22 protein-coding genes are annotated in these 22710 nt (G+C 71.9%); 17 read left to right on the top strand and 5 right to left on the bottom strand.

The genetic code is table 11. The features are described from left to right. The first annotated feature begins 3 nt into the window (after positions 1-3). From OG514_RS12815 to OG514_RS12780, 8 genes are all read left to right on the top strand, one after another. Entirely contained in the window at positions 4-1059 is a 1056-nt protein-coding gene (locus tag OG514_RS12815) for a ketoacyl-ACP synthase III family protein (protein WP_266894010.1), read from the top strand. A gap of 107 nt (positions 1060-1166) precedes the next feature. After that, the gene (locus OG514_RS12810) at positions 1167-1406 is read left to right on the top strand and encodes an acyl carrier protein (protein ID WP_266894008.1); all 240 of its coding nucleotides are present in this window, start codon (positions 1167-1169) and stop codon (positions 1404-1406) included. Then, on the top strand, positions 1406-2665 hold the full coding sequence (locus OG514_RS12805; protein ID WP_266894006.1) for a beta-ketoacyl synthase: 1260 nt from the start codon (positions 1406-1408) through the stop codon (positions 2663-2665). The genes OG514_RS12810 and OG514_RS12805 overlap by 1 nt, the downstream gene beginning before the upstream one ends. Further along, the gene (locus tag OG514_RS12800) at positions 2662-3414 is read left to right on the top strand and encodes an SDR family oxidoreductase (protein WP_266894004.1); all 753 of its coding nucleotides are present in this window, start codon (positions 2662-2664) and stop codon (positions 3412-3414) included. The genes OG514_RS12805 and OG514_RS12800 overlap by 4 nt, the downstream gene beginning before the upstream one ends. A 54-nt stretch (positions 3415-3468) precedes the next feature. After that, a complete protein-coding gene (locus OG514_RS12795; RefSeq protein WP_266894002.1) occupies positions 3469-4455 on the top strand; it encodes a 3-oxoacyl-ACP synthase III family protein in 987 nt (328 codons plus the stop codon). 109 nt (positions 4456-4564) lie between these two features. Further along, positions 4565-5323, top strand: a complete 759-nt coding sequence (locus OG514_RS12790) for an SDR family NAD(P)-dependent oxidoreductase (protein WP_266894000.1) — start codon at positions 4565-4567, stop codon at positions 5321-5323. Further along, on the top strand, positions 5311-6975 hold the full coding sequence (locus OG514_RS12785) for an FAD-dependent monooxygenase (protein ID WP_266893998.1): 1665 nt from the start codon (positions 5311-5313) through the stop codon (positions 6973-6975). The genes OG514_RS12790 and OG514_RS12785 overlap by 13 nt, the downstream gene beginning before the upstream one ends. Next, the gene (locus OG514_RS12780; protein WP_266893996.1) at positions 6972-7718 is read left to right on the top strand and encodes an HAD family phosphatase; all 747 of its coding nucleotides are present in this window, start codon (positions 6972-6974) and stop codon (positions 7716-7718) included. Before OG514_RS12785 ends, OG514_RS12780 begins: the two co-directional genes overlap by 4 nt. Positions 7719-7808: 90 nt before the next feature. Here the strand turns inward: OG514_RS12780 and OG514_RS12775 are convergent, their stop codons facing one another. Continuing rightward, positions 7809-8777, bottom strand: coding sequence for an aldo/keto reductase (locus OG514_RS12775; protein ID WP_266893994.1), 969 nt, complete (start codon positions 8775-8777; stop codon positions 7809-7811). A 175-nt stretch (positions 8778-8952) separates the two neighbouring features. On the opposite strand from OG514_RS12775, the gene OG514_RS12770 reads away from it, so the two are divergent. The 4 genes from OG514_RS12770 to OG514_RS12755 all read left to right on the top strand — a co-directional run bounded on the left by OG514_RS12770 (position 8953) and on the right by OG514_RS12755 (position 12650). Beyond that, positions 8953-10512, top strand: a complete 1560-nt coding sequence (locus tag OG514_RS12770) for an MFS transporter (protein ID WP_266893992.1) — start codon at positions 8953-8955, stop codon at positions 10510-10512. Between the two features lie 11 nt (positions 10513-10523). Beyond that, entirely contained in the window at positions 10524-10955 is a 432-nt protein-coding gene (locus tag OG514_RS12765) for a hotdog fold thioesterase (protein WP_266893990.1), read from the top strand. Positions 10956-11047: 92 nt separating this feature from the next. Next, positions 11048-11497 carry a MarR family winged helix-turn-helix transcriptional regulator gene (locus tag OG514_RS12760; protein WP_266893988.1) on the top strand — a complete coding sequence of 150 codons (450 nt, stop codon included), beginning with the start codon at positions 11048-11050 and terminating at the stop codon, positions 11495-11497. Positions 11498-11771: 274 nt separating this feature from the next. Next, positions 11772-12650, top strand: a complete 879-nt coding sequence (locus tag OG514_RS12755) for an AfsR/SARP family transcriptional regulator (RefSeq protein WP_266893986.1) — start codon at positions 11772-11774, stop codon at positions 12648-12650. A 218-nt stretch (positions 12651-12868) separates the two neighbouring features. Here the strand turns inward: OG514_RS12755 and OG514_RS12750 are convergent, their stop codons facing one another. The 3 genes from OG514_RS12750 to OG514_RS12740 all read right to left on the bottom strand — a co-directional run bounded on the left by OG514_RS12750 (position 12869) and on the right by OG514_RS12740 (position 15517). Then, the gene (locus OG514_RS12750) at positions 12869-13912 is read right to left on the bottom strand and encodes a 3-oxoacyl-ACP synthase (protein ID WP_266893984.1); all 1044 of its coding nucleotides are present in this window, start codon (positions 13910-13912) and stop codon (positions 12869-12871) included. Next, positions 13912-14448 carry a cupin domain-containing protein gene (locus OG514_RS12745; protein WP_266893982.1) on the bottom strand — a complete coding sequence of 179 codons (537 nt, stop codon included), beginning with the start codon at positions 14446-14448 and terminating at the stop codon, positions 13912-13914. The genes OG514_RS12750 and OG514_RS12745 overlap by 1 nt, the downstream gene beginning before the upstream one ends. Before the next feature lie 193 nt (positions 14449-14641). Continuing rightward, positions 14642-15517 (bottom strand): helix-turn-helix transcriptional regulator, encoded by an 876-nt coding sequence (locus tag OG514_RS12740; protein ID WP_266893980.1) that lies wholly within the window; start codon positions 15515-15517, stop codon positions 14642-14644. Positions 15518-15574: 57 nt separating this feature from the next. Between OG514_RS12740 and OG514_RS12735 the strand changes: the two genes are divergently transcribed. From OG514_RS12735 to OG514_RS12720, 4 genes are all read left to right on the top strand, one after another. After that, on the top strand, positions 15575-17041 hold the full coding sequence (locus OG514_RS12735; protein WP_266893979.1) for an MFS transporter: 1467 nt from the start codon (positions 15575-15577) through the stop codon (positions 17039-17041). A 102-nt stretch (positions 17042-17143) separates the two neighbouring features. After that, positions 17144-18178 (top strand): aldo/keto reductase, encoded by a 1035-nt coding sequence (locus OG514_RS12730; protein WP_266893977.1) that lies wholly within the window; start codon positions 17144-17146, stop codon positions 18176-18178. Between the two features lie 181 nt (positions 18179-18359). Continuing rightward, entirely contained in the window at positions 18360-20141 is a 1782-nt protein-coding gene (locus OG514_RS12725; protein ID WP_266900839.1) for a sensor histidine kinase, read from the top strand. Positions 20142-20178: 37 nt separating this feature from the next. Continuing rightward, positions 20179-20838 (top strand): response regulator transcription factor, encoded by a 660-nt coding sequence (locus OG514_RS12720; RefSeq protein ID WP_266893975.1) that lies wholly within the window; start codon positions 20179-20181, stop codon positions 20836-20838. A 33-nt stretch (positions 20839-20871) separates the two neighbouring features. Here the strand turns inward: OG514_RS12720 and OG514_RS12715 are convergent, their stop codons facing one another. Continuing rightward, positions 20872-21303 carry a MarR family winged helix-turn-helix transcriptional regulator gene (locus OG514_RS12715; RefSeq protein WP_266893973.1) on the bottom strand — a complete coding sequence of 144 codons (432 nt, stop codon included), beginning with the start codon at positions 21301-21303 and terminating at the stop codon, positions 20872-20874. Positions 21304-21531: 228 nt separating this feature from the next. On the opposite strand from OG514_RS12715, the gene OG514_RS12710 reads away from it, so the two are divergent. Next, a complete protein-coding gene (locus tag OG514_RS12710; protein WP_266893971.1) occupies positions 21532-22626 on the top strand; it encodes a hypothetical protein in 1095 nt (364 codons plus the stop codon). Positions 22627-22710: the final 84 nt, after the last annotated feature.

Here is a 22710-nt window from a genome sequence, read left to right as displayed (position 1 = left end):
GCCGTGCGACTGGACTCACCCCTGGGCCTCTCCGCGACCGCCTGGTACCCCGACGGTCTCCAGACGACCGAAGAGGCCGTGGCCGCCGGTGACATCGACGCCCGCACCGCCCGCGAACTCGGCTACACCTCGCTCCCCGTCAGCGAGGACATCGCGCCGCCCGACATGGCCGTCGAGGCCGCCAACCGGCTCTTCACCCTCTCCGGCGCCCGCGCCGACGCCCTCTCCCTCGTCCTGCACGCCAGCGTCCACCACCAGGGCCACGACGCCTGGTCCGCCCCGCACTACATCGCCAGTCGGATCGGCGCCGACCGTGCCGTACCGATCGGGCTGCTCCAGCAGTGCAACGGCGGCGCCATCGGCATCGAACTGGCCGCGAGCCGCCTCCAGGGCGACCCGGCCGCCGGACCCGCCCTGGTCACGACCGCCGACCGCTTCCTGATGCCGAGCTGGCACCGCTGGCGCAGCGACTACGGGATGGCGGCCGGCGACGCGGCCACCGCCGTCCTCGTCCACCGCACCGGCTCCACGGCAGCGGCCGGCTCGTCGCACGCCTTCCCGCCGGACCTGCTGCTGCACTCGCTCGCCACCCGGACCGCCTCCGAACTGGAGGTGATGCACCGCGGCGACGACGAGCTGAACGCGACGCCGATGGGGCACAGCCCGATGATCGACGTGCGGCGCACCAAGCGCGCCTTCATCAAGGCGTACGGCGTCGACTTCTTCGTCAAGACGGCGGCCGACCGCATCCGGGCCGTCGTCGAGGAGTCCCTGGCCGACGCCGGGCTCACCGGCGACGACCCGCGGCTGCACTACGCCGTGATCCCCCGGCTGGGCGCCAAGGCGATGAACGAGGCGTACATCCCGCCGCTGAAGGACGTCACCTCGGCGGAGGTCCTCGACCTGGGCCGGGCCACCGGGCACGTGGGGGCCGGCGACCTGAACGCCTCCCTGGCCGACCTGGCCCGCTCGGACCTCCTGAGGCCCGGGGCCCACGCCCTCGTGCTCAACGGCGGCGGCGGGTTCACCTTCACCGCGGTCGTGGTCAGCAAGCGCTGACCTCCCGCGATCCGTACCGCTTCACCGCTTCACCGATCCACCGCTTCACCGCTTCACCGATCCACCGCTCCACCCGATTCGCATCCGACTCCCAAGGAGAACCCCTCATGTCCGCTCACCAGGACCGTCTCTTCGCCCTCGTCTCCGAGAAGCTCGGCGTCCCCACCGAGGAGCTCGACACCACGTCCACCTTCGACGCCCTCGACCTGGACTCGCTCGCCCTGATCGAGCTCAGCGTCATCGTGCAGAAGGAGTTCGGCGTCCAGATCGACGAGACGGCGCTGACCCCGGAGAACACCTTCGCCGACATCCTCACCGAGATCGACTCCAAGGTCGCGGTGGCCTGATGACCGGCATACCGACGCAGCGCCCGGGCGGGCGCACCAAACGCTTCGACGTGGCGGTCACCGGCGTCGGCCTGGTCACCCCGGCCGGCCTCGGTGTCGAGGCCAACTTCGAGCGGGTCTGGTCGGGCCGGTCCACCGCGGCCACCGACCCGGACCTCGCCGGTCTGCCCGTCGACTTCGCCTGCCGCGTACCGGACTTCGACGCGGGTGCCCTGCTCGGGCGGCGCAGCGCCGTCCGCATGGACCCGATCAGCCACTTCGGCGTGGTCGCCGCCCGGCAGGCCGTCGAGGACGCCGGGCTCGACCCGACGGCCTGGGACGGCCCCCGCGTCGGCGTGGTGGTCGGCACCTCGCTCGGTGGCTGGTCCACCGTCGAACGCGAGCACGGCAAGCACCTCACCGACGGCTCCGAGTTCGTCTCGCCGCTGCTCATGGTGATGGGCCCGGTCAACATGACCGCCGGCTACATCGCCATGGACCTCAAGGCACTCGGCCCCAACCAGGTCGTGTCGACCGCCTGCGCCTCCGGCAACACGGCGATCGGGTACGCCCGCGCCCTCCTGGAGTCCGGTGTCTGCGACATCGTCCTGGCGGGCGGCGCCGAGGCCGCGATGTCCCCGACCGCCATGGCCAGCCTCGCCCGCGCCGGAGCGCTGTCGACCCGGCGCGACGACCCGGCGTCGGCCTCCCGCCCCTTCGACGCGGACCGCAACGGGTTCGTCGCCGGCGAGGGCGCGGCCATGCTCGTCCTGGAGCGGGTCGAGGACGCGCGGGCGCGCGGTGCCCGCATCCGCGCCCGGGTCTCCGGCTTCGGTGCCTCGGCCGACGGCCACCACGCGTCGGCGCCCGACCCGACCGGCGGCGGCGCCGAGCGGGCCATCCGGGCGGCGCTCGCCGACGCCCTGGTCGACACCTCCGAGGTCGACCACGTCAACGCGCACGGCACGTCGACCCCGCTCAACGACATCACCGAGGCCGGGATGCTCCGCCGGGTCTTCGGCGAGAAGCCCGCCGTCACCTCCACCAAGGGTGTCGTCGGCCATCTGCTGGGCGCCGCCGGCGCCGCCGAGGCGGTGTACACGGTGCTCGCCGTGGAGCGGAGCCTCGTCCCGCCGACGGCCAACTTGAACAGCCTGGACCCGGGCATCGGGGTGGACGTGGTGGCCAAGGAGGCCCGTCCGATGGAGATCGGCGCGGCGGTCAACGACTCGTTCGGCTTCGGCGGCCAGAACGCCGTGATCGTGGTGACGCCGGCATGACGGCGACTCCCGGCCCCGCGAGCCCCGCTGCCCCCTCCGGGCCCTCGGGCCGCTCGGTCCTCGTCACCGGTGGCAACCGCGGCATCGGTCTGGCCGTCGCCCGGTCGCTCGCCGCGCGCGGCGACCGGGTGGCCGTCACGTACCGCACCGGCGAACCCCCGGAGGGGCTCCTCGGGGTGCGGTGCGACGTCACGGACGAGGCCCAGGTGGAACGCGCCTTCAAGGAGGTCGCGGCCGCCCACGGCGACGTCGAGGTGCTGGTCGCCAACGCCGGAATCACCCGGGACGGGCTGCTGCTCGCCCTCGGCGACGACGCGATCGACACCGTCCTCGACACCAACCTGCGGTCGGTCATCCGGGTCGCCAAGCACGCGGCCCGGGGCATGCTCGGCGGGCGCTGGGGCCGACTGGTGCTGATCTCGTCCGCCGTCGCGTTCACCGGCTCGCCCGGCCAGACGAACTACACCGCCGCCAAGTCCGGCCTCGTCGGCCTCGCCCGCTCCCTCGCCTGGGAACTCGGCAGCCGCGGCATCACCGTCAACGTCGTCGCCCCCGGGCTCGTCGACACGGACATGCTGCGCGACGTACGGCCGGCCCGCATGGACCAGTACCTGGCGATGACGCCACTGGGCCGGGCCGGCAGCGCCGACGAGGTGGCCGCCGCCGTGCGGTTCCTCACCGGCGAGGAGGCCTCGTACATCACCGGCGCCGTGCTGCCGGTCAGCGGTGGGCTCGGCATGGGTCACTGAGGCCCCGTGCCGCACGCATCCACCACCACTCACCAAGCACAGGGAAGGTAAACCATGCCCGTCGGTGTCCTGTCGATCGGCTCCTACACACCCGACCAGGTGGTCGACAACCAGCAGATCAGCGCCTGGACGGGGATGCCCGAGTCCTGGGTGACCGAGCGGACCGGTGTCCTGACGCGGCGGTACGCCGAGCCGGGCACCGCCACCTCAGACCTCGCCGTGCACGCGGCCCGGGAGGCGCTGGAAGGCGTCCCGGACGAGGTCCGCGAGCGGCTCGGCGCGCTGGTCGTGGCGACCAGCACCCCGGACGTGCCGCAGCCGTCGACCGCGGCGATCCTCCAGCACAAGCTGGGGCTCTCCACCCTGCCCGCCTTCGACATCAACGCCGTCTGCAGCGGCTTCCTCTACGGCCTCTCGGTCGCCGAGGGGCTGCTGGCGGCCGGCCGGCACGGGGGGCACGTGCTCCTGGTCGGCGCCGACATGTTCTCCACGATCATGGACAGGTCCGACCGGCGCACGGTGAGCCTGTTCGGCGACGGCGCGGGAGCCGTCCTGCTCGGCGAGGTGCCCGAGGGCTACGGCCTGCAGTCGGTGCACCTGGTCACCGACGGCGAGTTCCACCACTACGTGGGCGTCGAGGGCGGCGGCACCAGGACGCCGCTCGACGCCGAGGCCCGCGAGGCCGGCCACCAGTACTTCCGGATGGACGGGCGCGCGGTGCGCGACTACGCCCTCTCGGTGCTCGCGAAGCTGACCGCCCAGACGCTCGACGACTGCGGGCTCGCCCTGGAGGACATCGACCGGTTCGTCTTCCACCAGGCCAACACCAGGCTCCTGGAGACCTTCGTGGCGGACGCCGGCATCGACCCGGACCGCGTCGCCTACACCGCGCCGCACCTGGGCAACACGGTCGCCGCCTCGGTGCCGCTCACCCTGCACGCCACGCACCGGGAGCGCCCGCTGAAGCGCGGCGAGCGGGTCCTGATGGCGTCGGTCGGCGGGGGAATGACCGCGGGCGCCGCACTCCTGACCTGGTACTGACGGCCCGCCCCGGGGCGCCGGCGCACCCCTTCCGCGCCGGCGCCCCACCCGTACCCCCACTACCGACCCCACACGCACACCACACGCAGCAGCATCGGATGGAGGAGCCATGAGGCTCGACGGACAGACGGCCGTCATCACTGGCGGCACGCGGGGCCTGGGGCGGGCGATAGCCGAGGCCTTCCTCGCGGAGGGTGCCTCGGTCGTGGTCGCCGCGCGCAACCCGTACGACATCAAGGAACTCGCCGACGACCACGGCGACCGGCTGCTCTTCCACCACACCGACGTCACCGACGAGACCTCGGTGGCCGAGCTGGTCGCCGCCGCGGGCGAGACGTTCGGCGGCGTCGACGTCCTCGTCAACAACGCGGGCGTCAGCCGGGACGGCAAGATCGCCCGGCTCTCGGTGGACGACTGGAACACCACGCTCGCCACCAACCTCACCGGCGTCTTCCTCTGCACGCGCGCGGTGATCGGCCCGATGGCCGCCCGCCGCGAGGCGACCGGCACCGGCGGCCGCATCATCAACGTCTCGTCCTGCGTCGCGGGCCGCGCCGCGATCGGCGCCGCCGCGTACAGCGCGAGCAAGGCCGCCGTGGAGATGTTCACCAAGACCTCGGCCGCCGAACTCGCCCCCAAGGGCATCACCGTCAACTGCCTGTCCCCGGGCTACATCGACGAGGGCATGGGCAAGGAGCTCGCCTCCAACGAGCGCGCCTGGGAGAGCTACCGCGGCCGTCTGCTCTCCGGCCGCCTCGGCCGTCCCGCCGAGGTCGGCGCGACCGCCGTCTTCCTCGCCTCGCAGGACAGCTCGTACGTCAACGGCAGCGTGGTCGAGGTCAACGGGGGGCTGATGTGGGCGGCCTGACGGAACGGCGCACGGGCCACGAGGCGGACCGGCCCGTCCTCGTCGTCGGGGCCGGGCCGGTCGGTCTGGTCGTCGCGTGCGAACTGCTCCAGCAGGGCATCCCCGTACGCGTCGTGGACGCCGGCCGCGGACACACCGCGCACTCCCGCGCGAACGTCATCTGGCCGCGCAACCTCGAACTGCTCGACCGGATCGGGGTGACCGAGGAGCTGCTCGACACCGGTCACCGCCTCGCGGGCACCGCGTTCTACTCGCGCGGCCGGCACCTCGCGACCGCCTGGATGAGCAAACTGCCCGACTCCCCCTACCCGTTCGCGCTCACCCTCTCGCAGAACGACACCGAGGGAGTGCTGCGCCGACGCCTCGCCGCGCTCGGCGGCACCGTCGAGCAGGGCGTCCGGCTCACCGCCCTCGACAACACCGCGGGCGGACCCTCCGTCAAGCTGGAGCACGAGGACGGCCGGACCGAGGAGCTGGAGCCGAGCTGGCTCGTCGGCGCGGACGGCGCGCACAGCACCGTCCGCAAGGAGCTGGGCATCGGCTACGACGGCCCGCCGGTCGACGTGTCGTTCGCGATCACCGACGCCCGGCTGACCACCACCCTCTCCGAGGACCTGTCGCACTACTGCTACGCGCCGAGCGGCGCCATGGTGCTCGGGCCGATGGGCGACGGCGTGCACCGCATCGCGCTGAACGTGCCGCACGACGCGTACAGCGAGGACAACCCCCCGCCCCGCGAGATGTTCCAGCAGGTCGTCGACGACCGGGCGGCCGGCCACAGCCGCGTCGAGGAGCTGCTGTGGAGCGGCTCCTTCCGGGTGCGGGTCAGGATCGCCTCCGCGTTCCGCAGCGGCCGCTGCTTCCTCGCGGGCGACGCCGCCCATGTGATCAGCCCGGCCGGCGGCCAGGGCATGAACACCGGCATGCAGGACGCGTTCAACCTGGCGTGGAAGCTGTCCGGCGTCCTCCGTGGGGAGTTCGGGGAGCCGATCCTCGACTCGTACGACTCCGAGCGCCGTGCCGTCTCCCACCAGGTGGCCCGCTCGACGGCGCTGCTGACCAAGGCGGGCCTGGTCAACACGCCCGCGAAGGTCGCGCTGCGGGACGCCGCGTTCACGGTGGCCGACCGGACAGGGCTCTTCCAGCGCAGGCTCGCCCCGCAGCTGAGCCAGACGGCCGTCAGCTACGACGGCGACCGGCATCCCCGTATGCCGCTGAGGGTGTCGTCCGGACCGGTCGCCTCCGGACCGGTCGCCTCCGATCCGATCGCCGGCTCCGGTACGGGCGCCGATTCCGGTCCGGACGCCGGTGGTTCGGGTGAGGCGGCCCCCGTGGCCCCGCGGCTCGACAGCGGTGGCTGGCCGACGATCGACCGGGACCGGCACACCGTGCTGCTGTGGCCCGGCACGCGGACCCCGCCCGCGGACTGGCAGCGGACCCGCGACCGGGTCCGCCGGGAGCTGCCCGAGGGCACCCCCGTACTCGATCTGACCCGTGCCGTTCCCCGGGGCCTGGCCCGGGCGCTCGGCCCCGGGCCCGCCGTGGCGGTCGTACGCCCGGACGGCCATCTGCTCGCGCGGGTCGACCCCGGGAGCCCCCAGGACATCACGCGACTGCTCACCCGAGCGGCACACCTCAGGAGCCGGTCTTGACCACGTCCCCCGCCCTCCCCTCCCTCCCTCCCCTCATCACCGACCATTCCCGCCCGGTGGTGGCGTTCTTCGACGCCGACGAGACGCTCGTCGCCATGAAGACGCCGTTCTCGCTGCTGCGGCACCGGATGAAGCGGGAGGGCGACGTCACCGGCGCCGCGTACGAGCGGCTCGTCGAGCCGCTGCGGCGGCTGGCGTCGATGGGCGTGACGCCGGTCGAGGTGGTGTCCAAGTTCTACGAGCTGTACGCGGGTGTCCCCTGGGACGACGTGGTCGCCGAGGCGCGGGAGTGGTACGCCCATCTGCGCGAGCGCGGCGCGCCGTTCATCGAGCCGACGGTCGCCCGGCTGCGCCGCCACCAGGAGGCGGGTCACCACACGGTGGTCATCTCCGGCTCCTGGCCGGCGACGCTCCACCCGATCACCGACGACCTGGGCGTCGACCTGGTCCTGTGCACGGAGCCGGAGCTGGACGCGGACCGGCGCATGACGGGGGCGATCCGGCACGCGATGTTCGGTCCGGCGAAGGCGGACGCGGTCCGGGAGGCGCTGGCGAAGTTCGGCGCGGACCCCGCCGACTGCTACGCCTACGGCGACGACCCGGGCGACCTGACCATGCTGAGCATGGTGGGCCACCCGACGGTCGTCGGCGAGAACCCGCGGATGACGGCCCACGCGGCCGAGTACGGCTGGCCGGTCATCCCGGCCACCCTGATGGCCGGGACGCGCCGCCAGCCGGTGTGACCAGGCGGAGAAAGAGCACGAAGGGGCGCCTCGGCCGAGGCGCCCCTTCGGCGTTGCCCGACGGGCGGGTGTCGACCGTCGTCGGCAAGGTCAGCGGGCGCCGACCGGTTCCGGCAGGTTGGCCAGTTCGGTCAGGATCTCGGGCGGGAGGGTCACCGAGCCGGCCTCCACGTTGTCCTCCAGGTAGCGGCGGGTCTTGGTGCCGGGGATGACGCCCACGTGCTCGCCCTGCGCCAGCACCCAGGCGATCGCCACCTGCGCGACGGTCGCGCCGACGCGGTCGGCCAGGTCCCGCACCCGGTCGACGATGGCCTGGTTGGCGCTGATGGCCTCGGGCTGGAAGCGCGGGATGCGGTGCCGCCCGTCCACCGCGGGCAGGTCCTGCGGGGTGCTGATCAGGCCGGACAGGAAGCCGCGGCCGAGCGGGGCGAACGCGATGAACGCGATGCCCTCGCGCCCGCAGTACTCCACCACGCCGTCCTTCAGGGCCTCTCGGCTCCACAGCGACAGCTCGCTCTGCACGGACGCGACCGGGTGGACCGCGTGCGCCCGGCCGATCTCCTCCACCGACGCCTCGGAGAGCCCGATCGCGCCGAGCTTGCCCTCCTTCACCAGCTCGGCGAGCGCGCCCCAGCTCTCCTCGACCGGCACCTCGGGGTCGATGCGGTGCAGCTGGTAGAGGTCGATGTGGTCCACGTCGAGCCGCTGCAGGCTGGCGTCGACGGCGGCGCGCAGATACTCGGGCCGGCCGTCCCGGTGGCTCTTGTAGGTGGCCGGGTCGTCGACGACGAGCCCGCCCTTGGTGGCGAGCAGGGCCTTGTCGCGGTAGCCCCGCAGCGCCTTGCCGACCAACAGCTCGTTGGTGAACGGGCCGTACTGGTCGGCCGTGTCGATCAGGTCGACGCCGAGGTCGATGGCGTGCCGTACGACCGCGATGGACTCGCTCTCGTCCCGGCCCAGTTCGTCGTACCCCCACGACATGCCCATGCAGCCGATGCCGACGGCCGCGAAGGTCCGCTCCGTGCCGCCCAGTTGGATCCTGCGCATGTTCGTGCGCACCGCCTCTCCCGTTGTGCCCGCGGAGTCCCGCCCACTCGATTCGTGTGACAGGCCCTCGTCTTCATGCAGAACTCTGCCATACGACATTGACATCTCCTATGCTCAGCCTCCTACTCTATGACAGAGTTCTTACACATGCCTGCCAACGAATAGAACAGAACAGGGGTGATTCTCCGTGTCCACCGGCAACCCGCGGGCGACGCTCGCCGCGGCGTGCGTCGTCGGCCCGCTGATGACCTTGGTGGTGACCGGCCCGTCCGTGGCCGTGCCCGAGATCGGCGCCGACCTGCACAGCTCCCTCGCCGCTGCCCAGTGGGTGGTCGACGGCTACATGCTGACCGCCTCCAGCAGCCTCGCCGCGATGGGCTCGCTCGCCGACCGCGTGGGCCACCGCAGGATGTTCACCTGGGGCATGGCCTTCTTCGCGTTCTGGATGACGGTCTCGGGTCTCTCCAACAGCATCCTGCTGCTCGACATCTCGCGCGCCATCTCCGGTTTCGGCAGCGGCGCGGCCCTCGCCTCCATCACCGCAATCGTGGCCCAGGCCTTCGACGGCCCGGCCCGCGCGAAGGCCTTCGGACTCTTCGGCACCTTCCTGGGCGCGGGCCTCGCGTTCGGCCCGATGTTCGGCGGCGTCCTGGTCAACCTCTGGGGCTGGCGCTCGGTGTTCCTGGTGCTCGCCGGGGTCGCCGCGCTCGTCCTGCTGAGCACGCCGCTGCTGCCCCGTACGGAACCGAACCGCGGACCCCGCTTCGACTGGGCCGGCACCTTCGCCTTCGGCCTCGGCATCGCCCTGTTCGTCCTCGCCCTGGTGGAGGGACCGGGCCGCGGCTGGACCGACCCGATCGTGCTCGCCTCGGCCGTCGGCTGTCTGGTCCTGCTCGCGACCTTCGTGGCGGTGGAGCGCCGATCCGAGCACCCGATGTTCGACCTGGGCCTCTTCGCCCGCCCGCAGTTCCTCGCCGTCTGCCTGGTGCCGCTGGTGCTGGCGTTCAGCTTCGTCGCGCTCGTCATCGTGCTGCCGCCGTACCTGACCTCCACGAGCGGCCTGTCGGCCGTCCGGATCGGCCTGGTCCTGCTGCTGCTGACCGGCCCGTCGCTCGTGATGCCCGCCCTCACCGGTGTGGTCGCGCAGAAGGTCTCGCAGCGCACCCTGTTCCTCGTCCTGCTCGCCTTCTCCGCCGTCGGCGCCGCCTGGCTGACCATGGTGGAGCCGGGTGCCTCGACCGTCGCGCTGGCCGGCCCGCTGCTCTTCCTGGGCATCGGATACGGCATCTCGCTCGGCATCCTGGACGGCGCGGCCGTCTCGGCCGTCGAGCCGGAGCGGATGGGCATGGCCGCGGGCATGTTCAACACGGTGCGGCTCACCTCCGACGCCGTGTCCATGGCCGGTCTCGGCGCGCTCGTCACGGCGCTCACCAAGAGCGCCCTCGACAACGACGCCGTCTCCGCCTTCAAGGGCGGCGCCGACGCGCTGACCTCGCGCGCCCTCCAGGGCGGTCTGACCGAGGCGGCCGAGACGCTGCCCGCGGGTGAGGTCCGGGACCGGGCGGTGACCGCGATGGCCGACGCCTACGCCTCCGGCCTGCACACCACCATGTGGATCGTCGCGGCGGCCTGCGCGGTCACGGCCGTGGTCGTCGGCAGTCTGCTGAAGGGCGGCAAGCCCTCGGCCGACGCCCCCGCCGAGGCCGAGCCGGTCACGGCGTCGCCCGAGCCCGCCTCCGCGCGCTGAGGGGGCGGGTCATGACACAGACCGCCCTCGGACCCGTCGAGGTCCTGTCCCCCTATGTCGACGAGCAGCTGGTGGAACTCCTCGGCATCGAGGTCACGGTGTGCGAGCCGGACCTCGTGATCGGCAGCATGCCGGTGGCGGGCAACCGCCAGCCGATCGGCCTGCTGCACGGCGGAGCCAACGCCGTGCTCGCCGAGACGCTCGGCTCGCTCGCGGCCTGGACGCACGCGGGCGCCGACCGGATCATCGTCGGCCAGGAACTGTCCTGCACCCACCACGGCGGGGCGCGGTCGGGCCGGGTCACCGGCGAGTGCCGTCCGCTGCACGTGGGCACGCACACCGCCACGTACGAGATCGTCATCCGCGACGAACGCGGCCGGCGCACCTGTACCGCCCGGCTGACCTGTGCGATCCCGCCGGTCAGGCGCCGGGCGGGCCGGTGACCGAACGCACCGCGGGGAACGACGGCCGGCCGGTGCGGCGAAGGCAATGCGCGACTACTGCTTCGTCCTCTGTCGTATGCAAGACTATTGATATGGCGAAGACGACGACGGAGACGGTCGCCGCAGGCCGACTCGGGCACACGATCAAGCGGGCCGAGCAGGCTCTGATCGGCCGCAAGACGGACGTGCTGCGGGAGTTCGGCCTGACGGTTCCCCAGTACTCGGTCCTGCTGTTGCTGTCGGTCTCGGACGGCATGTCCGCGGCCCAGCTGGCGCGCGAGTGCATGGTCACGCCGCAGACGATGGCGACGGTGCTGACCAACCTGGAGAAGGCCGACCTGGTGTTCCGGGAACCCTCGGAGCTGCACCAGAAGGTCGTGGTCAACCGGGCGACCCGGGCCGGCCGCGCCATCGCGAAGAAGGCCGACAAGGCGGCCCTGCGCGTCGAGGGGTCGCTGGGCGCCGAGTTCACGCCCGAGGAAAGGGCCCGGTTCGAGGAGTACCTGGAGCGGTCGATCGCCGTTCTGGGGTCCCTTGAATAAACCCCTCGGGGGTATGCGGGACGCGTAGAAAACCACCTCGAATTCGTCTGCCGACGAAATTCAAGGTGGTTTTCTTTTTATGTCACCTGTGAGGCAGGTAACAGGCGGGGCTCCGGCCCGTAAACATTTCGTACGACGGTCGACCGAAAACGGTTTTCGGCCGGATTCCTGCTAGGGTGACCTGGTGACTCGTGCTAGGTGCACGTACCTGCGCGGGGAGCGAAGGGTTCGACCATTTCACCGCAGGGTGGGATGGATGTACCAATAAGGGGGAATGGTGCAGATTCACGTCCTGGGCCCGATGACCGTATTCGACGATGACCTGGAGCCGGTCGTTCTGGCACCCAAGCCGCGTCGTCTGCTCGCTTTACTCGCTGTCAATGCCGACAGTGCGATATCCGTCAATGCGCTTGTGCAGGAGTTGTGGGGGAACAATCCTCCCCGAACCGCCACCGCAACGATCCAGACCTATATTGGGCAGGTCCGCCGCACCATCGCGGAAGCCCTCAACAAGAGCGCCAACGAAATCGCCGAAGAAATCCTCATTACCGAGGGCAGTAGTTACGTGCTGTCCACGCGGAGGGTCGCGCTCGACATCGCCGAGTACGAGATGCTGACCGCCGCCGGAAACGCCGCGGTGCAGCGCGGCGCATTCGTCGAGGGTTCCGATCTGCTCCATCAGGCCGTCGCACTGTGGCGCGGCCCGGCGCTCGTCAACGTGGAGGCCGGCGAACTGCTCGGCGCCCGGATCGTCCACCTGGACGAGTCCCTCCTGTGCACGCTGGAGCACCGGATCTACGCCGACCTCCAGCGCGGCGCGCACCACACCCTGGTCCCGGAGCTCACCGAGCTCACCGCCCGCCACCCGCTCCACGAGAACTTCCACCGGCACCTGATGCTCGCGCTGTACCGCTGCGGCCGACGGGCGGAATCGCTCGCCGTCATGCGGCGGCTGCGGGCCCGGCTGGTGGAGGAGCTGGGTCTTGAGCCCTCGCCGTTCCTGGTCCAGATGGAGCAGGACATCCTGCGCGGCGAGCCGTCCCTCGACACGCCCCGGCTCAGGTCGGCCGACCGGGCCACCGTCGTACGGCAGCAGGACCGCCGGAGCATGGGCAGCGTGGTGCACAGCCTGGCCCTGCGCGCGACGGGCTGAACCGGGCCGGGGGTGACCGGCTGAACCGGGCCGGCACTGACCAGCCGAACCGGGCGGCCGACATCGTGAAAGGGTCCGCGGGCACGTGCCCCGCGGACCCTTTCGTATGCGACCTCGTATGCGATCTCGTATCCGACCTGCATCTGGGACCTGCTTCTGCGACCTTCTTCGTACGCGGACCGCTCCGTGCCCGCGGAACGCGCGCGGTGCTTCGGGTCTCAGGCTCCGCTGACCAGCAGGCACGACCAGGTGAACCCGGCCCCGGCACTGACCACCAGCGCGTACTCGCCGGGACCCAGCATCCGCCCGGTCCGCAGTTCCGCGAGGCTGGCCGCGGCGTCGCCGGCGCCCAGGTGTCCGGTGTCGGCGCCCGGCCGCAGCAGTTCCGCCCCGGTGAGCTTGCCCAGCAGCGGCGCGTAGGCCAGGTCGATGGTCTTGCGGCCGAGCCGCGGCGCCACCACGTACCGCAGCGGCACGTCGCCCGTGGCCGACAGGCCCGCGTCGGCCAGGCACGACTCCAGTGCCGACCGCAGCGACGCGGCGCTCGCCGCGGTGAACGCCTCCATGCCCCCCGCCTTGAGGAACGCCTTCTTGGTACGGCGGATGTCGACCTTCGGCCCGAGGGAACGGGCCGCCGGGCCGAACGGGTCGTCGCCGCGGTGCATGCGCTCCAGCCGGGGCGCGGCGACCGTGGCGATCGAGTGCAGGACCAGATCGGCCGGCCGGCCGCCCTCGGTTCCCGGCAGGTGGTGCAGGACGAGGGCGGTGGCGCCGTCGCCGTACCCGATGCCGTAGTCCCCGCTCCAGCGGTCGAAGCCGGGCTCCACGAAGGCGTCGGCGGTGGTGATCAACGCGTTCCCGAGGCCGGGCTCGACGAAGAGCCGGGCGGCGGCCAGCTCCACGGCCGCCGCACCGCCGTTGCACACCTGCTGGACGCCGAGGGGCACGGCGCCGGCGGCACCCAGCCGGTCGGCGACGAAGTGCGCGGGGGACCACAGGTCGTGGCCCTGGTAGTGGATCCAGGCGTGCAGCAGGAGGCCCACGGCGCCGGGGTCCACACCGGCCGCGGAGAGTGCCTCGCGGCCTGCCTCGACCGCCATCTCGGGCGGCGCGAGGTCGGCCACCGGCAGTACGGCGTACCCGAGTTCGTCGGCGGTCTCGGCGTCGACCAGCTCACGCGCGACCGCCTCGGCCGCGCTCTGCCGGCCCGAGGGAAGCCAGAGTGTGGGACCCGAGATGCCCAACGGGCGCGGCAGACGCATCACTTGGCCCCGGCGCTCGTGCTCTTCGAGGTCAGCGCGTCGACGTCGCAGCCCGGGTCCGGGGCGGCCGTGGTCGGCGCGGTCGCCTTGGTGGGGATGATGTCGACGACGTACAACTCGACCGGCTCGGTGCCCTTGTTGATGCCCATGTGCACGGTGGTCGGGCCGACGGGCTCCACCAGCGACTCGCCCGAGGCGTACTCCTCCACCGAGCAGTCCGAGCCGTCGATCCGGGTGAACGTACCGGAGTTGATGACGGCGATCTCCTCGCCCACGTGGTAGTGCCAGCCCGTGGAGGCGCCCGGCTGCACGATCGCCTTGCGGTAGAGGACCTTGCGGTCGCCGTTCGCCTTGATCTTGAAGGGCGCCGAGGTGATGCCCTGGCTCAGCGTGACCGCGCTGACCGGGGGGACGTCGGCCGTGACGTCGGCCTGGGCCATGGGCTGGGTGGCGAATCCGGCGCCGAGCGCCACCGCGACGACGGCACCGGCGGTGATGAGCCTGCTCTTCTTGACCACGGAATGTCCTCTGCTCACGGGAACGATCGCAGTCATATGTATCAGAGCATTGTCACTGAGATGAGGTCTGTCGTGACTTCCTGTGCTGCCCTTGAGTCGGCCTTGAGCGGTTCTCTTGCGAGCCCTTCGGACCCGCCTTCGGACCCGCCCTCGGACCCGACGGGTGACCGGCTTCGGGGCGGCTCTCCGGGCGAGATTCCCGCCCGGCCGCTCAGCCCGCCTCGACCAGCGAGATCCTGCCCTTCCGCTCGTCCCGGCCCAGCAGTTCCACGACCTTCTCGCGGGTCTCCGTACCCGGCCGCGCCGTGTGCAGCATCAGCCGGATCCCCGGACGGTCCGGGATCTCCAGCACCGAGTGGTCGAAGACCAGGAACCCCGACCGCGGATGGTCGATGCCCTTCACGCCCTGGTTCGTCGCCGTGAGCTCGTACCGCGACCACAGCTCCGCGAACTCCTCGCTCTCCTCCGTCAGTCGACGCGAGATCGACGTGAACCGCGACTCCTCCGGATAGCGCGCGGCATCCCTGCGGAACTCGGACACCAGCCCCGGAGCGACCTCCGCCCAGTACCGATGGCGCGCCCGGAACGCCGGATTGGTGAAGAAGGACACCAGACAGTTGGTGTCCCGCTCGCCGAAACCGAAGACCAGCGAGGCCGCCCTGTTGAGCCCCACGATGTCCCAGCACCGGTCGATCACATACGCGGGACTCGGCATCCAGCCCTCCACGAGGGCCGTCAACTGCGCCGTGTCCGCGAGGTCGTCCGCCGCGCGCTGCGGCGGGTTCATCCCCACCAGCCGGTACAGGTGGTCCCGCTCCACGGCGTCCAGCCGCAGCGTCCGGCTGATGGCGTCCAGGACCTGCTCCGACACCTTGATGTCCCGGCCCTGTTCGAGCCACGTGTACCAGGAGGCGCCGATGCCGGCCAGCATCGCGACCTCCTCCCGGCGCAGGCCCGGCGTGCGCCGGCGCGCACCGGGGGGAAGCCCCACGTCCTCGGGCCTGAGCCGTTCCCGGCGCGTGCGCAGGAAGTGCTTGAGCTCCTCGCGTCGACGGGGCTCCCGTACTGCGTTGAGGCTGGTGGTCATGAACCCAGGATACGTTCGGGCTCCCCACGCCATGGCGATATTTGCCAGCCTTCTGGCATGACTCCCGACTCCGCCACTCAGCCGCCCGGCAAGGTGCCCTTCACCACCCGCCAGTGGCTCATCATCGCGCTCCTGTGCGGCGCGCAGTTCATGCTCGCCCTCGACTTCTCCATCCTCAGCGTCGCGCTCCCCGTCCTCGGTGAGGACCTCGGCTTCAAGCTGAGCGACCTGCAGTGGGTGGTCACCGCGTTCGCGCTGCCCTCCGGTGGCCTGCTGCTGCTCTTCGGCCGCGCCGCCGACCTCTACGGCCGACGCAACTGGTTCGTCGCCGGCATGGTCCTCTTCGCGGTCGCCTCCCTCGCCGGCGGTCTCGCCACCACGCCCGGCTTCCTGCTCGGAGCCCGCGCCGCCCAGGGCGTCGCGGCCGCCATGCTCACCCCCGCGGCGATGTCCCTGCTCACCACCAGCTTCTCCGAGGGCTCGCAGCGCGACCGCGCGCTCGGCATCAACGGCGCCCTGCTCTCCCTCGGCTTCCTGTCCGGCGTGGTCCTCGGCGGTGTCATCACCGACCTCACCAGCTGGCGCGTGACGCTCTTCATCAGCGTCCCCGTCGGCATCGTCGCCGCCATCGCCGCCCCGATCCTCATCAAGGAGAGCCGCAACGAGGAGACCCCGAAGCTGGACCTCCTCGGCGCCGTCACCGTCACCGGCGGCCTCCTCTCGGTGATCTTCGGCATCACCTCGGCCGAGCGCAACGGCTGGAGCTCCAGCATCACCCTGGCCTCCCTCGCCGCCGGACTCGTCCTCCTCGTCGCCTTCTTCGCCATCGAGCAGCGCGTCGCCGCACCCCTCATCGACCTGAAGGTGCTGCGCCGCCGCACCGTCAGCTGGGGCAACGCCACCGGCCTGATCACCTTCGCGATGATGACCGGCATGGTCTTCCTGCTGACCCTGTACATGCAGCAGGTGCGCGGCATGAGCCCGCTCAACGCCGGCTTCACCTTCGCCTCCCTCGGCGTCGCCGCCGTCCTCGGCGGCGCCTTCGCCGCCCGGATCATCGGCGCGATCGGCGTCCACCGGGCCCTCGTCTACGGTCTGCTGCTGCAGGCCGCGAGCACGGCCGCGCTCTACTTCCTCGACACCACCGGCGGCATGCCGCTGCTCCTCATCGCCACCGCCACCGGCGGATTCGGCCACCTCCTCGCCGTCGTCGGCTACATGATCACCGCGACCTCGGGCCTGCCCGACCGCGAGCAGGGCCTGGCCACCGGCCTCGCCTACACGGGCCAGCAGCTCGGCGTCACCGTCGGCACCCCGGTCCTCGCCACCGTCGCCGCGGCCGGCATCGACTCCGCGGGCGGCAGCGGCCCCGCCGCCGTCCTGGAAGGCGTACAGGGCGGTCTGCTGCTCGCCGCCGGCGCGCTGCTCGTCGCGGGCCTCGCCGCCATCGCCTTCCTGCGGCCCGGCCGCGCGGCGGCCGAAGCCCCGGTGGCCGACCACAAGGTCGCCGCCGAAGCGCACTGAGCCACCGAGGGGGCTCGGTGAGACTCCGCCCAGTCCCACCGAGCCACCGCAGAGCGCGCTGAGCCACCGAGGAACGCGCCGAGACCGAGGAAAACGATTCACATGCGTATGCGCTACCTGGGCCGCACCGGCCTCCAGGTGTCCGAGATCTGCCTCGGCACCATGACGTTCGGCGGCCGCCACGGCTTCCAGCACATGGGCCAGCTCAACACCATCGAGGCCCGGCGGCTCGTCCACGCGAGCATGGACGCGGGCGTCAACTTCTTCGACACCGCCGACATGTACTCCGCCGGACAGTCCGAGGAGGTCCTCGGCGCCGCCCTCGGCACCCGCCGCGAAGACGTGATCATCGCGACGAAGGTGCGCTGGCAGATGCCCGACGGCAGCAGCGGTCCGAACGACCGCGGCCTGTCCCGGCACCACATCGTGCGCTCGGTGGAGGCCAGTCTGCGCCGCCTCGGCACCGACTACATCGACCTCTACCAGACGCACGGCTTCGACGGCCGCACCCCGTGGGAGGAGACCCTGCGGGCCCTGGACGACCTCGTCCGGGCGGGCAAGGTCCGCTACATCGGCGCGTCCAACCTCAACTCCTGGCAGCTCACCCGCGCCCTCGCCACCAGCGAGCGGGCGGGCCTGGAGCGTTTCGCCTCGCACCAGATCCAGTACAGCCTGGCGGCCCGCGAGGTCGAGTGGGAACTGCTGCCCATGGCCGAGGCCGAGGGCGTGGGAGTCATGGTGTGGAGCCCGCTCGCCGGCGGTCTGCTCAGCGGCCACCAGGAGCGGGGCGCCACGCCGCCGCCGGGCACGCGACGGGCGGTGGGCTGGTTCGAACCCGTCGACCCCGAGCGCACCTTCGACACCGTCGACATCCTGCGCAAGATCGCGCAGGAGCGCGAGGTGTCCCCGGCCCAGGTGGCGCTGCGCTGGGCGCTGGACGGAAAGGGCGTCACCTCGGTGGTCATCGGCGCCCGCAACGAACGCCAGCTCACCGACAACCTGGCCGCGACGACCTGGTCGCTGACCCCCGAGGAGCACGCCGCCCTCGACGAGGTCAGCGCCCCGCCGCTGCCGTATCCGTACTGGCACCAGGACTACTGCGACGTGGACCGCCTCAAGGAGTCGGACGAGGGCTGAGGGTGTCCGTCGGGCGGAAGCCCCGTGGGTCCGGGAGACCCGCGGGGCTTCCGCGTCTTCGGTTCCGGTGGGGGTTGCCTTCGGTTCCGGTGGGCGGAGTGCGACTTTTGTCGTCGGGGGGCGAGACGAAAGAGGGAAGACCCGGGACCGGGCCGCGGCCTAACGTTCGAGCGTGGACGCTATGTCGAAGTCGTCGGGGACCCGGAGTTCGTACGGGATCGGGGCCACGCTCGCCGCAGGCTGGGCGTGGTTCGCCGTGCCCGGGCAGTGGTCGGGGCGCAGGACCACCGGTGAGGTGGCACTCGCCGCGGTCCTCGCGCTGCTCGGCGCCGGGACCGAGGACCTCCTGGGCGGCGAGGGATGGCCACTGGCCGGCGTCGCCGCCGGGTCCGCCCTGCTGTCGCTGGTGCGGCGCAGACTTCCCGCCACCGTGCTCGTCCTCACCGCGGGACTCACGCCCCTCGTGCCCGGCTTCGGGCCCCTGCTGCTCGTCGTCGGCTGGTCCTCTGGGCGGTACATCGCGGGGGTGGGCCGTGCCCTCGCCGCGTACATCGCCGCCTTCGTGGTGAACGTCGGGGGGAGCCTGCTGGGCCCCTGGGACCGGGACCGGGTACTCACCATCGCCTTCATGGCGACCCTCTACTACCTGGGCACCACCCTGGCCCCCGGGCTCGCCCACCGCTACTGGACCCAGCGGCGGACCCTGCTGCACGCGCTCCAGGAGCGCAACGCCCAACTGCTGCGCGAGCGGACCATGGTGGTCGGGCAGGCGCGGCTGCGGGAGCGGCAGCGGATCGCCCAGGACATGCACGACAGCCTCGGGCACCAACTGGCCCTGATAGCCGTCCACACCGGAGCCCTGGAGGTGGACCGGGACCTGAGCGAGCGTCAGCGCGAGGTGGTCGGCGTCCTGCGGAACGCGTCGGTGACCGCGATGCACGAGCTCCGGGAGGTCGTCGGGATCCTCCGCGACGGGATCGAGGCCGCCGACGGGACGGCGGCGGCGCCCGGACGGTCCGGGGACGAGACGGGCCGCGCCGCGCGCGGGATCGCGGGCATCGAGGGGCTCGTGGAGGCGGCGCGGACGGCCGGCACCAAGGTGGGTCTGAGCCGGTCGGGGGCGGAGCGGACGCTGGCACCGGCGGCCGACCACGCCGCGTACCGGATCGTGCAGGAGGCCCTCACCAACGCCTACAAGTACGCGCCGGGGGCGGCGATCGGCGTCGAACTGCGGTACGAGCCGGACACCTTCGTCGTCGAGGTCCTCAACGAGCGGCCCACGGACGAGCCCGCGGTGGACGTGGTCAGCGGCGGGCAGGGACTGACCGGCCTCGCCGAGCGGGCCCGGCTCGTGGGCGGCATGTGTCATGCGGGTCCGGCCGACGGCGGAGGGTTCCGGGTGGCCGGGATGCTGCCCTACGGGGCGGCGCCCGTCGCGGAGGCAGCGCCTTTGGTCGATGCGGCCGACGACTTCCGGCAGCAGACCACGAGGCCGCTCGCGGGCGATGGTCGTCCGGTCGCGGTCGGACCGGCCGACTGGACGTTCACGGAGCGGGAGCTGGCCATGGCGGTACGCGGGGGCAGGGGCAGAAGCACGGGCGGTTCGATCGCGCTGGGCTGCGGAATCGCGTTCGCGGCGTTCGTGCTGCTGCTGGTGGCAGCGGGCTTCGGTCTCTACTTCCTGATGGGCTCGGTGCAGGAGGGGATGATCGACCCCGAGAAGTACGACGCGGTGAAGGTCGGGGCACCTGAGAAGGAGGTGCGCAGCCAACTTCCGTCCGGTGACACGATCGCGACCGCGGGTCTGAGCGGCAAGGGACCCGCGATGCCGGACGGCGCGGACTGCCTGGTGCTGATGTCCTCGGAGGTGAGCGACACCTTCGACAAGGAGCCCGTTTTCCGGTTCTGCTTCAAGGACGGCAAGCTGATCGAGAAGAAGTCGTACGAGGTCGAGGCGCGCTAGCGCCGACCCGCCCGTACCGGAGCCGTGGGGAGTAGCTGTGGCAGGGCAGCCCATCAGGGTCGTGATCGCCGACGACGAGCCTCTGATCAGGGCCGGGATCCGGATGATCCTCAACTCCGACCCGGAGATCGAGGTCGTCGCCGAGGCCGCCAACGGCCGGGAGGCGGTCGAGCAGGCCCGGGCGCACGCCGCCGACGTGGTGCTCCTCGACATCCAGATGCCGGTGCTCGACGGCCTCTCGGCGCTGCCGGAGCTGCGCCGGGCGGTGCCGACGGCCCGGGTGATCGTCCTGACGACCTTCGGGGAGCGGGACAACGTACTGCGGACCCTGGAGCACGGGGGTGCCGGGTTCCTGCTCAAGGACACGGCTCCGGCGGAGCTGATCCGGGCGGTACGGGCTGCCGCGGCGGGCGACGCGTATCTGTCCCCGGCGGCGACCCGGCACGTGGTGGAGCGGCTCGCCACGGGCCGGGAGTCGGCCCGCGCCGAGGAGGCGCGGGGGCGGGTCGCGGGCCTGAGCGAGAAGGAGCGCGATGTGCTGGCGCTGCTCGGGGAAGGCCTGTCCAACGCGGACGCGGGGAAGCGGCTGCACATGAGCGAGGCGACGGTGAAGACGTATGTGAGCCGGATCCTCGCCAAGCTGGACTGCGAGAACCGGGTCCAGGCGGCGCTGCTCGCGCGGGACGCCGGGCTGTAGGAGGGGGGCTGCGCGCGGGCGCGGTCGTTCCGGTCAGCGCGGGGGGCTGTCCGGGAGGCCGGCCGTGCCCGCGGTGTTGTAGCGGAGCAGGTAGGCGGCGAAGCGGGCGAGGTCCTCGGCGGACCAGTCCTTGAGGCGTTCCTGATAGGCCGCGAGACGGTTCGTCTGGGCGGCGGCGAGAACCCTGGTGCCCTCCTCGGTGGGGTGCAGGACGTGCACGCGATGGTCCTCGGGCGCGGGACGCCGCTCGACGAAACCGAGCTTCTCCAGGCCGGCGACCTGGCGGCTGACCGTCGACTTGTCCAGCAGGTAGTGGGCCGCGAGGTCGGTCGCGCGGCAGCCGCGCTGCTCCTCGATGTGGGCGAGGAGCGTGTACGAGACGAGCGGCAGCTCGGGGTGGACGCGGGCCGCCGCGGCGCGGGCCCGGCGGGCGAAGGCCGTCAGTTCGCGCTGGATGACGTCCACGGAGGCCTCACGTGGTGGCGCGTCCGGGGTCTCGCGTGGTCGCGCGCCCGATGTCTCAGGGGATGGCGCGCCTGATGTCTCGGGTGATGGCTGTGCGTGCGACGCCTCACGCGGTGGCTGTGTGTCGCCGGTCATGGTGGGCTCCCTCGTCGCCGTAACGGGCACGGGTCGCCCGCCACGCGCTTCCGGTTGTATAGTACAACGGTTCTTTAGTTGTAAAAGCCAACCATGGAGGTCTCGGTGTCCGCAGGACCGAACACCACCGGTGCGTTGCGGCATGTCCTCGGACATCTGCTCACCCCACTGCTGATGTGCGTCGGCATGGGACTCGCCTACCTCGGCGCCTTCCACGCCCCCCAACCCCACGACCTGCGCGTCGACGTCGTCGGCTCCGGACCCACCACCCAGGTCCTCGCGCAGACCCTCCAGAACAAGGGCGCCGGCGCCCTCGACGTCCGCACCGTCGCCGACCGGGACACCGCGATCACCGCGCTGCGCGAGCAGCACAGCTTCGGCGCCTACATCCCCGGCGACCGGCCCGAACTGCTCGTGGCCTCGGCCTCCTCCGACACCAGCGCCATGGCCGTCGAGAAGGTGTTCACCAAGGTCGCCGCCGCAGAGGACGCCCCGCTCAAGGTCACCGACGTGGCCCCCGTCGCCTCCGGCGACCCCACCGGGCAGGGCGTCTTCTTCCTGCTCGTCGCCCTCAGCATCGGCGCGTACGCCTCGGTCGCCGTCATCGGCGGAGCCGGAGCCGTTCTGCCCATGCGGATCAGGGCCCTCCTCGCCGCCGGGATGTCGCTCGTCGTCAGCCTGATCGGCACCCTCTTCGCCGGGCCGGCCTTCCACCTCGTCGATCAAGGGCTCGGCGGGGTGTGGGCACTGTCCTGGCTGTACGCGGCGGGGATCCTGCTCGTCGGCGTCGGCCTCCACACCTTCCTGCGCCGCTGGACCACGCTCGGCGTGATGGTCCTCTTCGTCATGCTCAACTTCACCAGCTCCGGCGGCATCTACCGGCCCGAACTCCAGCCCGGCTTCTTCGGCGCGCTGCACTCCTTCTGGAACGGTGCAGGCTTCGTCGAGGGCGTACGCGGCCATGTGTACTTCGGCGGGCACGCCCTCGGCGGACACGTCCTCGTCCTCGCCCTCTGGCTCCTCGCCGGAGCCGCCCTCGTCGTCGCCGCAGGAATCACGGAGGCGAGGCGCGCGACGCCGCAGAAACAGGAAGGGGAGCCGCAGACGGAGCGGCAGACGGAGCGGCAGACGGAGCAGGAGACGGAGGAGGAGATGGAGGAGGAGATGGAGGAGGTCGTCGCGGTCTGAGAGTTGTCCACAGGCGGTTGTCCACAGGGGGAGACGCCTGCTCGGACGCGGCGGTACGGTCAGCCCCGATGATGTTGGACTTCA

The sequence above is a fragment of the Streptomyces sp. NBC_00572 genome, assembly GCF_026341815.1.
Classification (GTDB): Bacteria; Actinomycetota; Actinomycetes; order Streptomycetales; family Streptomycetaceae; genus Streptomyces.
This window is presented reverse-complemented; position numbering and strand designations above follow the sequence as displayed.

Excerpts from the sequence above, each read along its gene's own strand:
- OG514_RS12810 (WP_266894008.1), top strand. The coding sequence starts at position 1,167 with ATGTCCGCTCACCAGGACCGTCTCTTCGCCCTCGTCTCCGAGAAGCTC.
- OG514_RS12805 (WP_266894006.1), top strand. The coding sequence starts at position 1,406 with ATGACCGGCATACCGACGCAGCGCCCGGGCGGGCGCACCAAACGCTTC.
- OG514_RS12800 (WP_266894004.1), top strand. The coding sequence starts at position 2,662 with ATGACGGCGACTCCCGGCCCCGCGAGCCCCGCTGCCCCCTCCGGGCCC.
- OG514_RS12795 (WP_266894002.1), top strand. The coding sequence starts at position 3,469 with ATGCCCGTCGGTGTCCTGTCGATCGGCTCCTACACACCCGACCAGGTG.
- OG514_RS12790 (WP_266894000.1), top strand. The coding sequence starts at position 4,565 with ATGAGGCTCGACGGACAGACGGCCGTCATCACTGGCGGCACGCGGGGC.
- OG514_RS12765 (WP_266893990.1), top strand. The coding sequence starts at position 10,524 with ATGACACAGACCGCCCTCGGACCCGTCGAGGTCCTGTCCCCCTATGTC.
- OG514_RS12760 (WP_266893988.1), top strand. The coding sequence starts at position 11,048 with ATGGCGAAGACGACGACGGAGACGGTCGCCGCAGGCCGACTCGGGCAC.
- OG514_RS12755 (WP_266893986.1), top strand. The coding sequence starts at position 11,772 with ATGGTGCAGATTCACGTCCTGGGCCCGATGACCGTATTCGACGATGAC.
- OG514_RS12750 (WP_266893984.1), bottom strand. The coding sequence starts at position 13,912 with ATGCGTCTGCCGCGCCCGTTGGGCATCTCGGGTCCCACACTCTGGCTT.
- OG514_RS12740 (WP_266893980.1), bottom strand. The coding sequence starts at position 15,517 with ATGACCACCAGCCTCAACGCAGTACGGGAGCCCCGTCGACGCGAGGAG.
- OG514_RS12735 (WP_266893979.1), top strand. The coding sequence starts at position 15,575 with ATGACTCCCGACTCCGCCACTCAGCCGCCCGGCAAGGTGCCCTTCACC.
- OG514_RS12730 (WP_266893977.1), top strand. The coding sequence starts at position 17,144 with ATGCGTATGCGCTACCTGGGCCGCACCGGCCTCCAGGTGTCCGAGATC.
- OG514_RS12725 (WP_266900839.1), top strand. The coding sequence starts at position 18,360 with ATGTCGAAGTCGTCGGGGACCCGGAGTTCGTACGGGATCGGGGCCACG.
- OG514_RS12710 (WP_266893971.1), top strand. The coding sequence starts at position 21,532 with ATGGAGGTCTCGGTGTCCGCAGGACCGAACACCACCGGTGCGTTGCGG.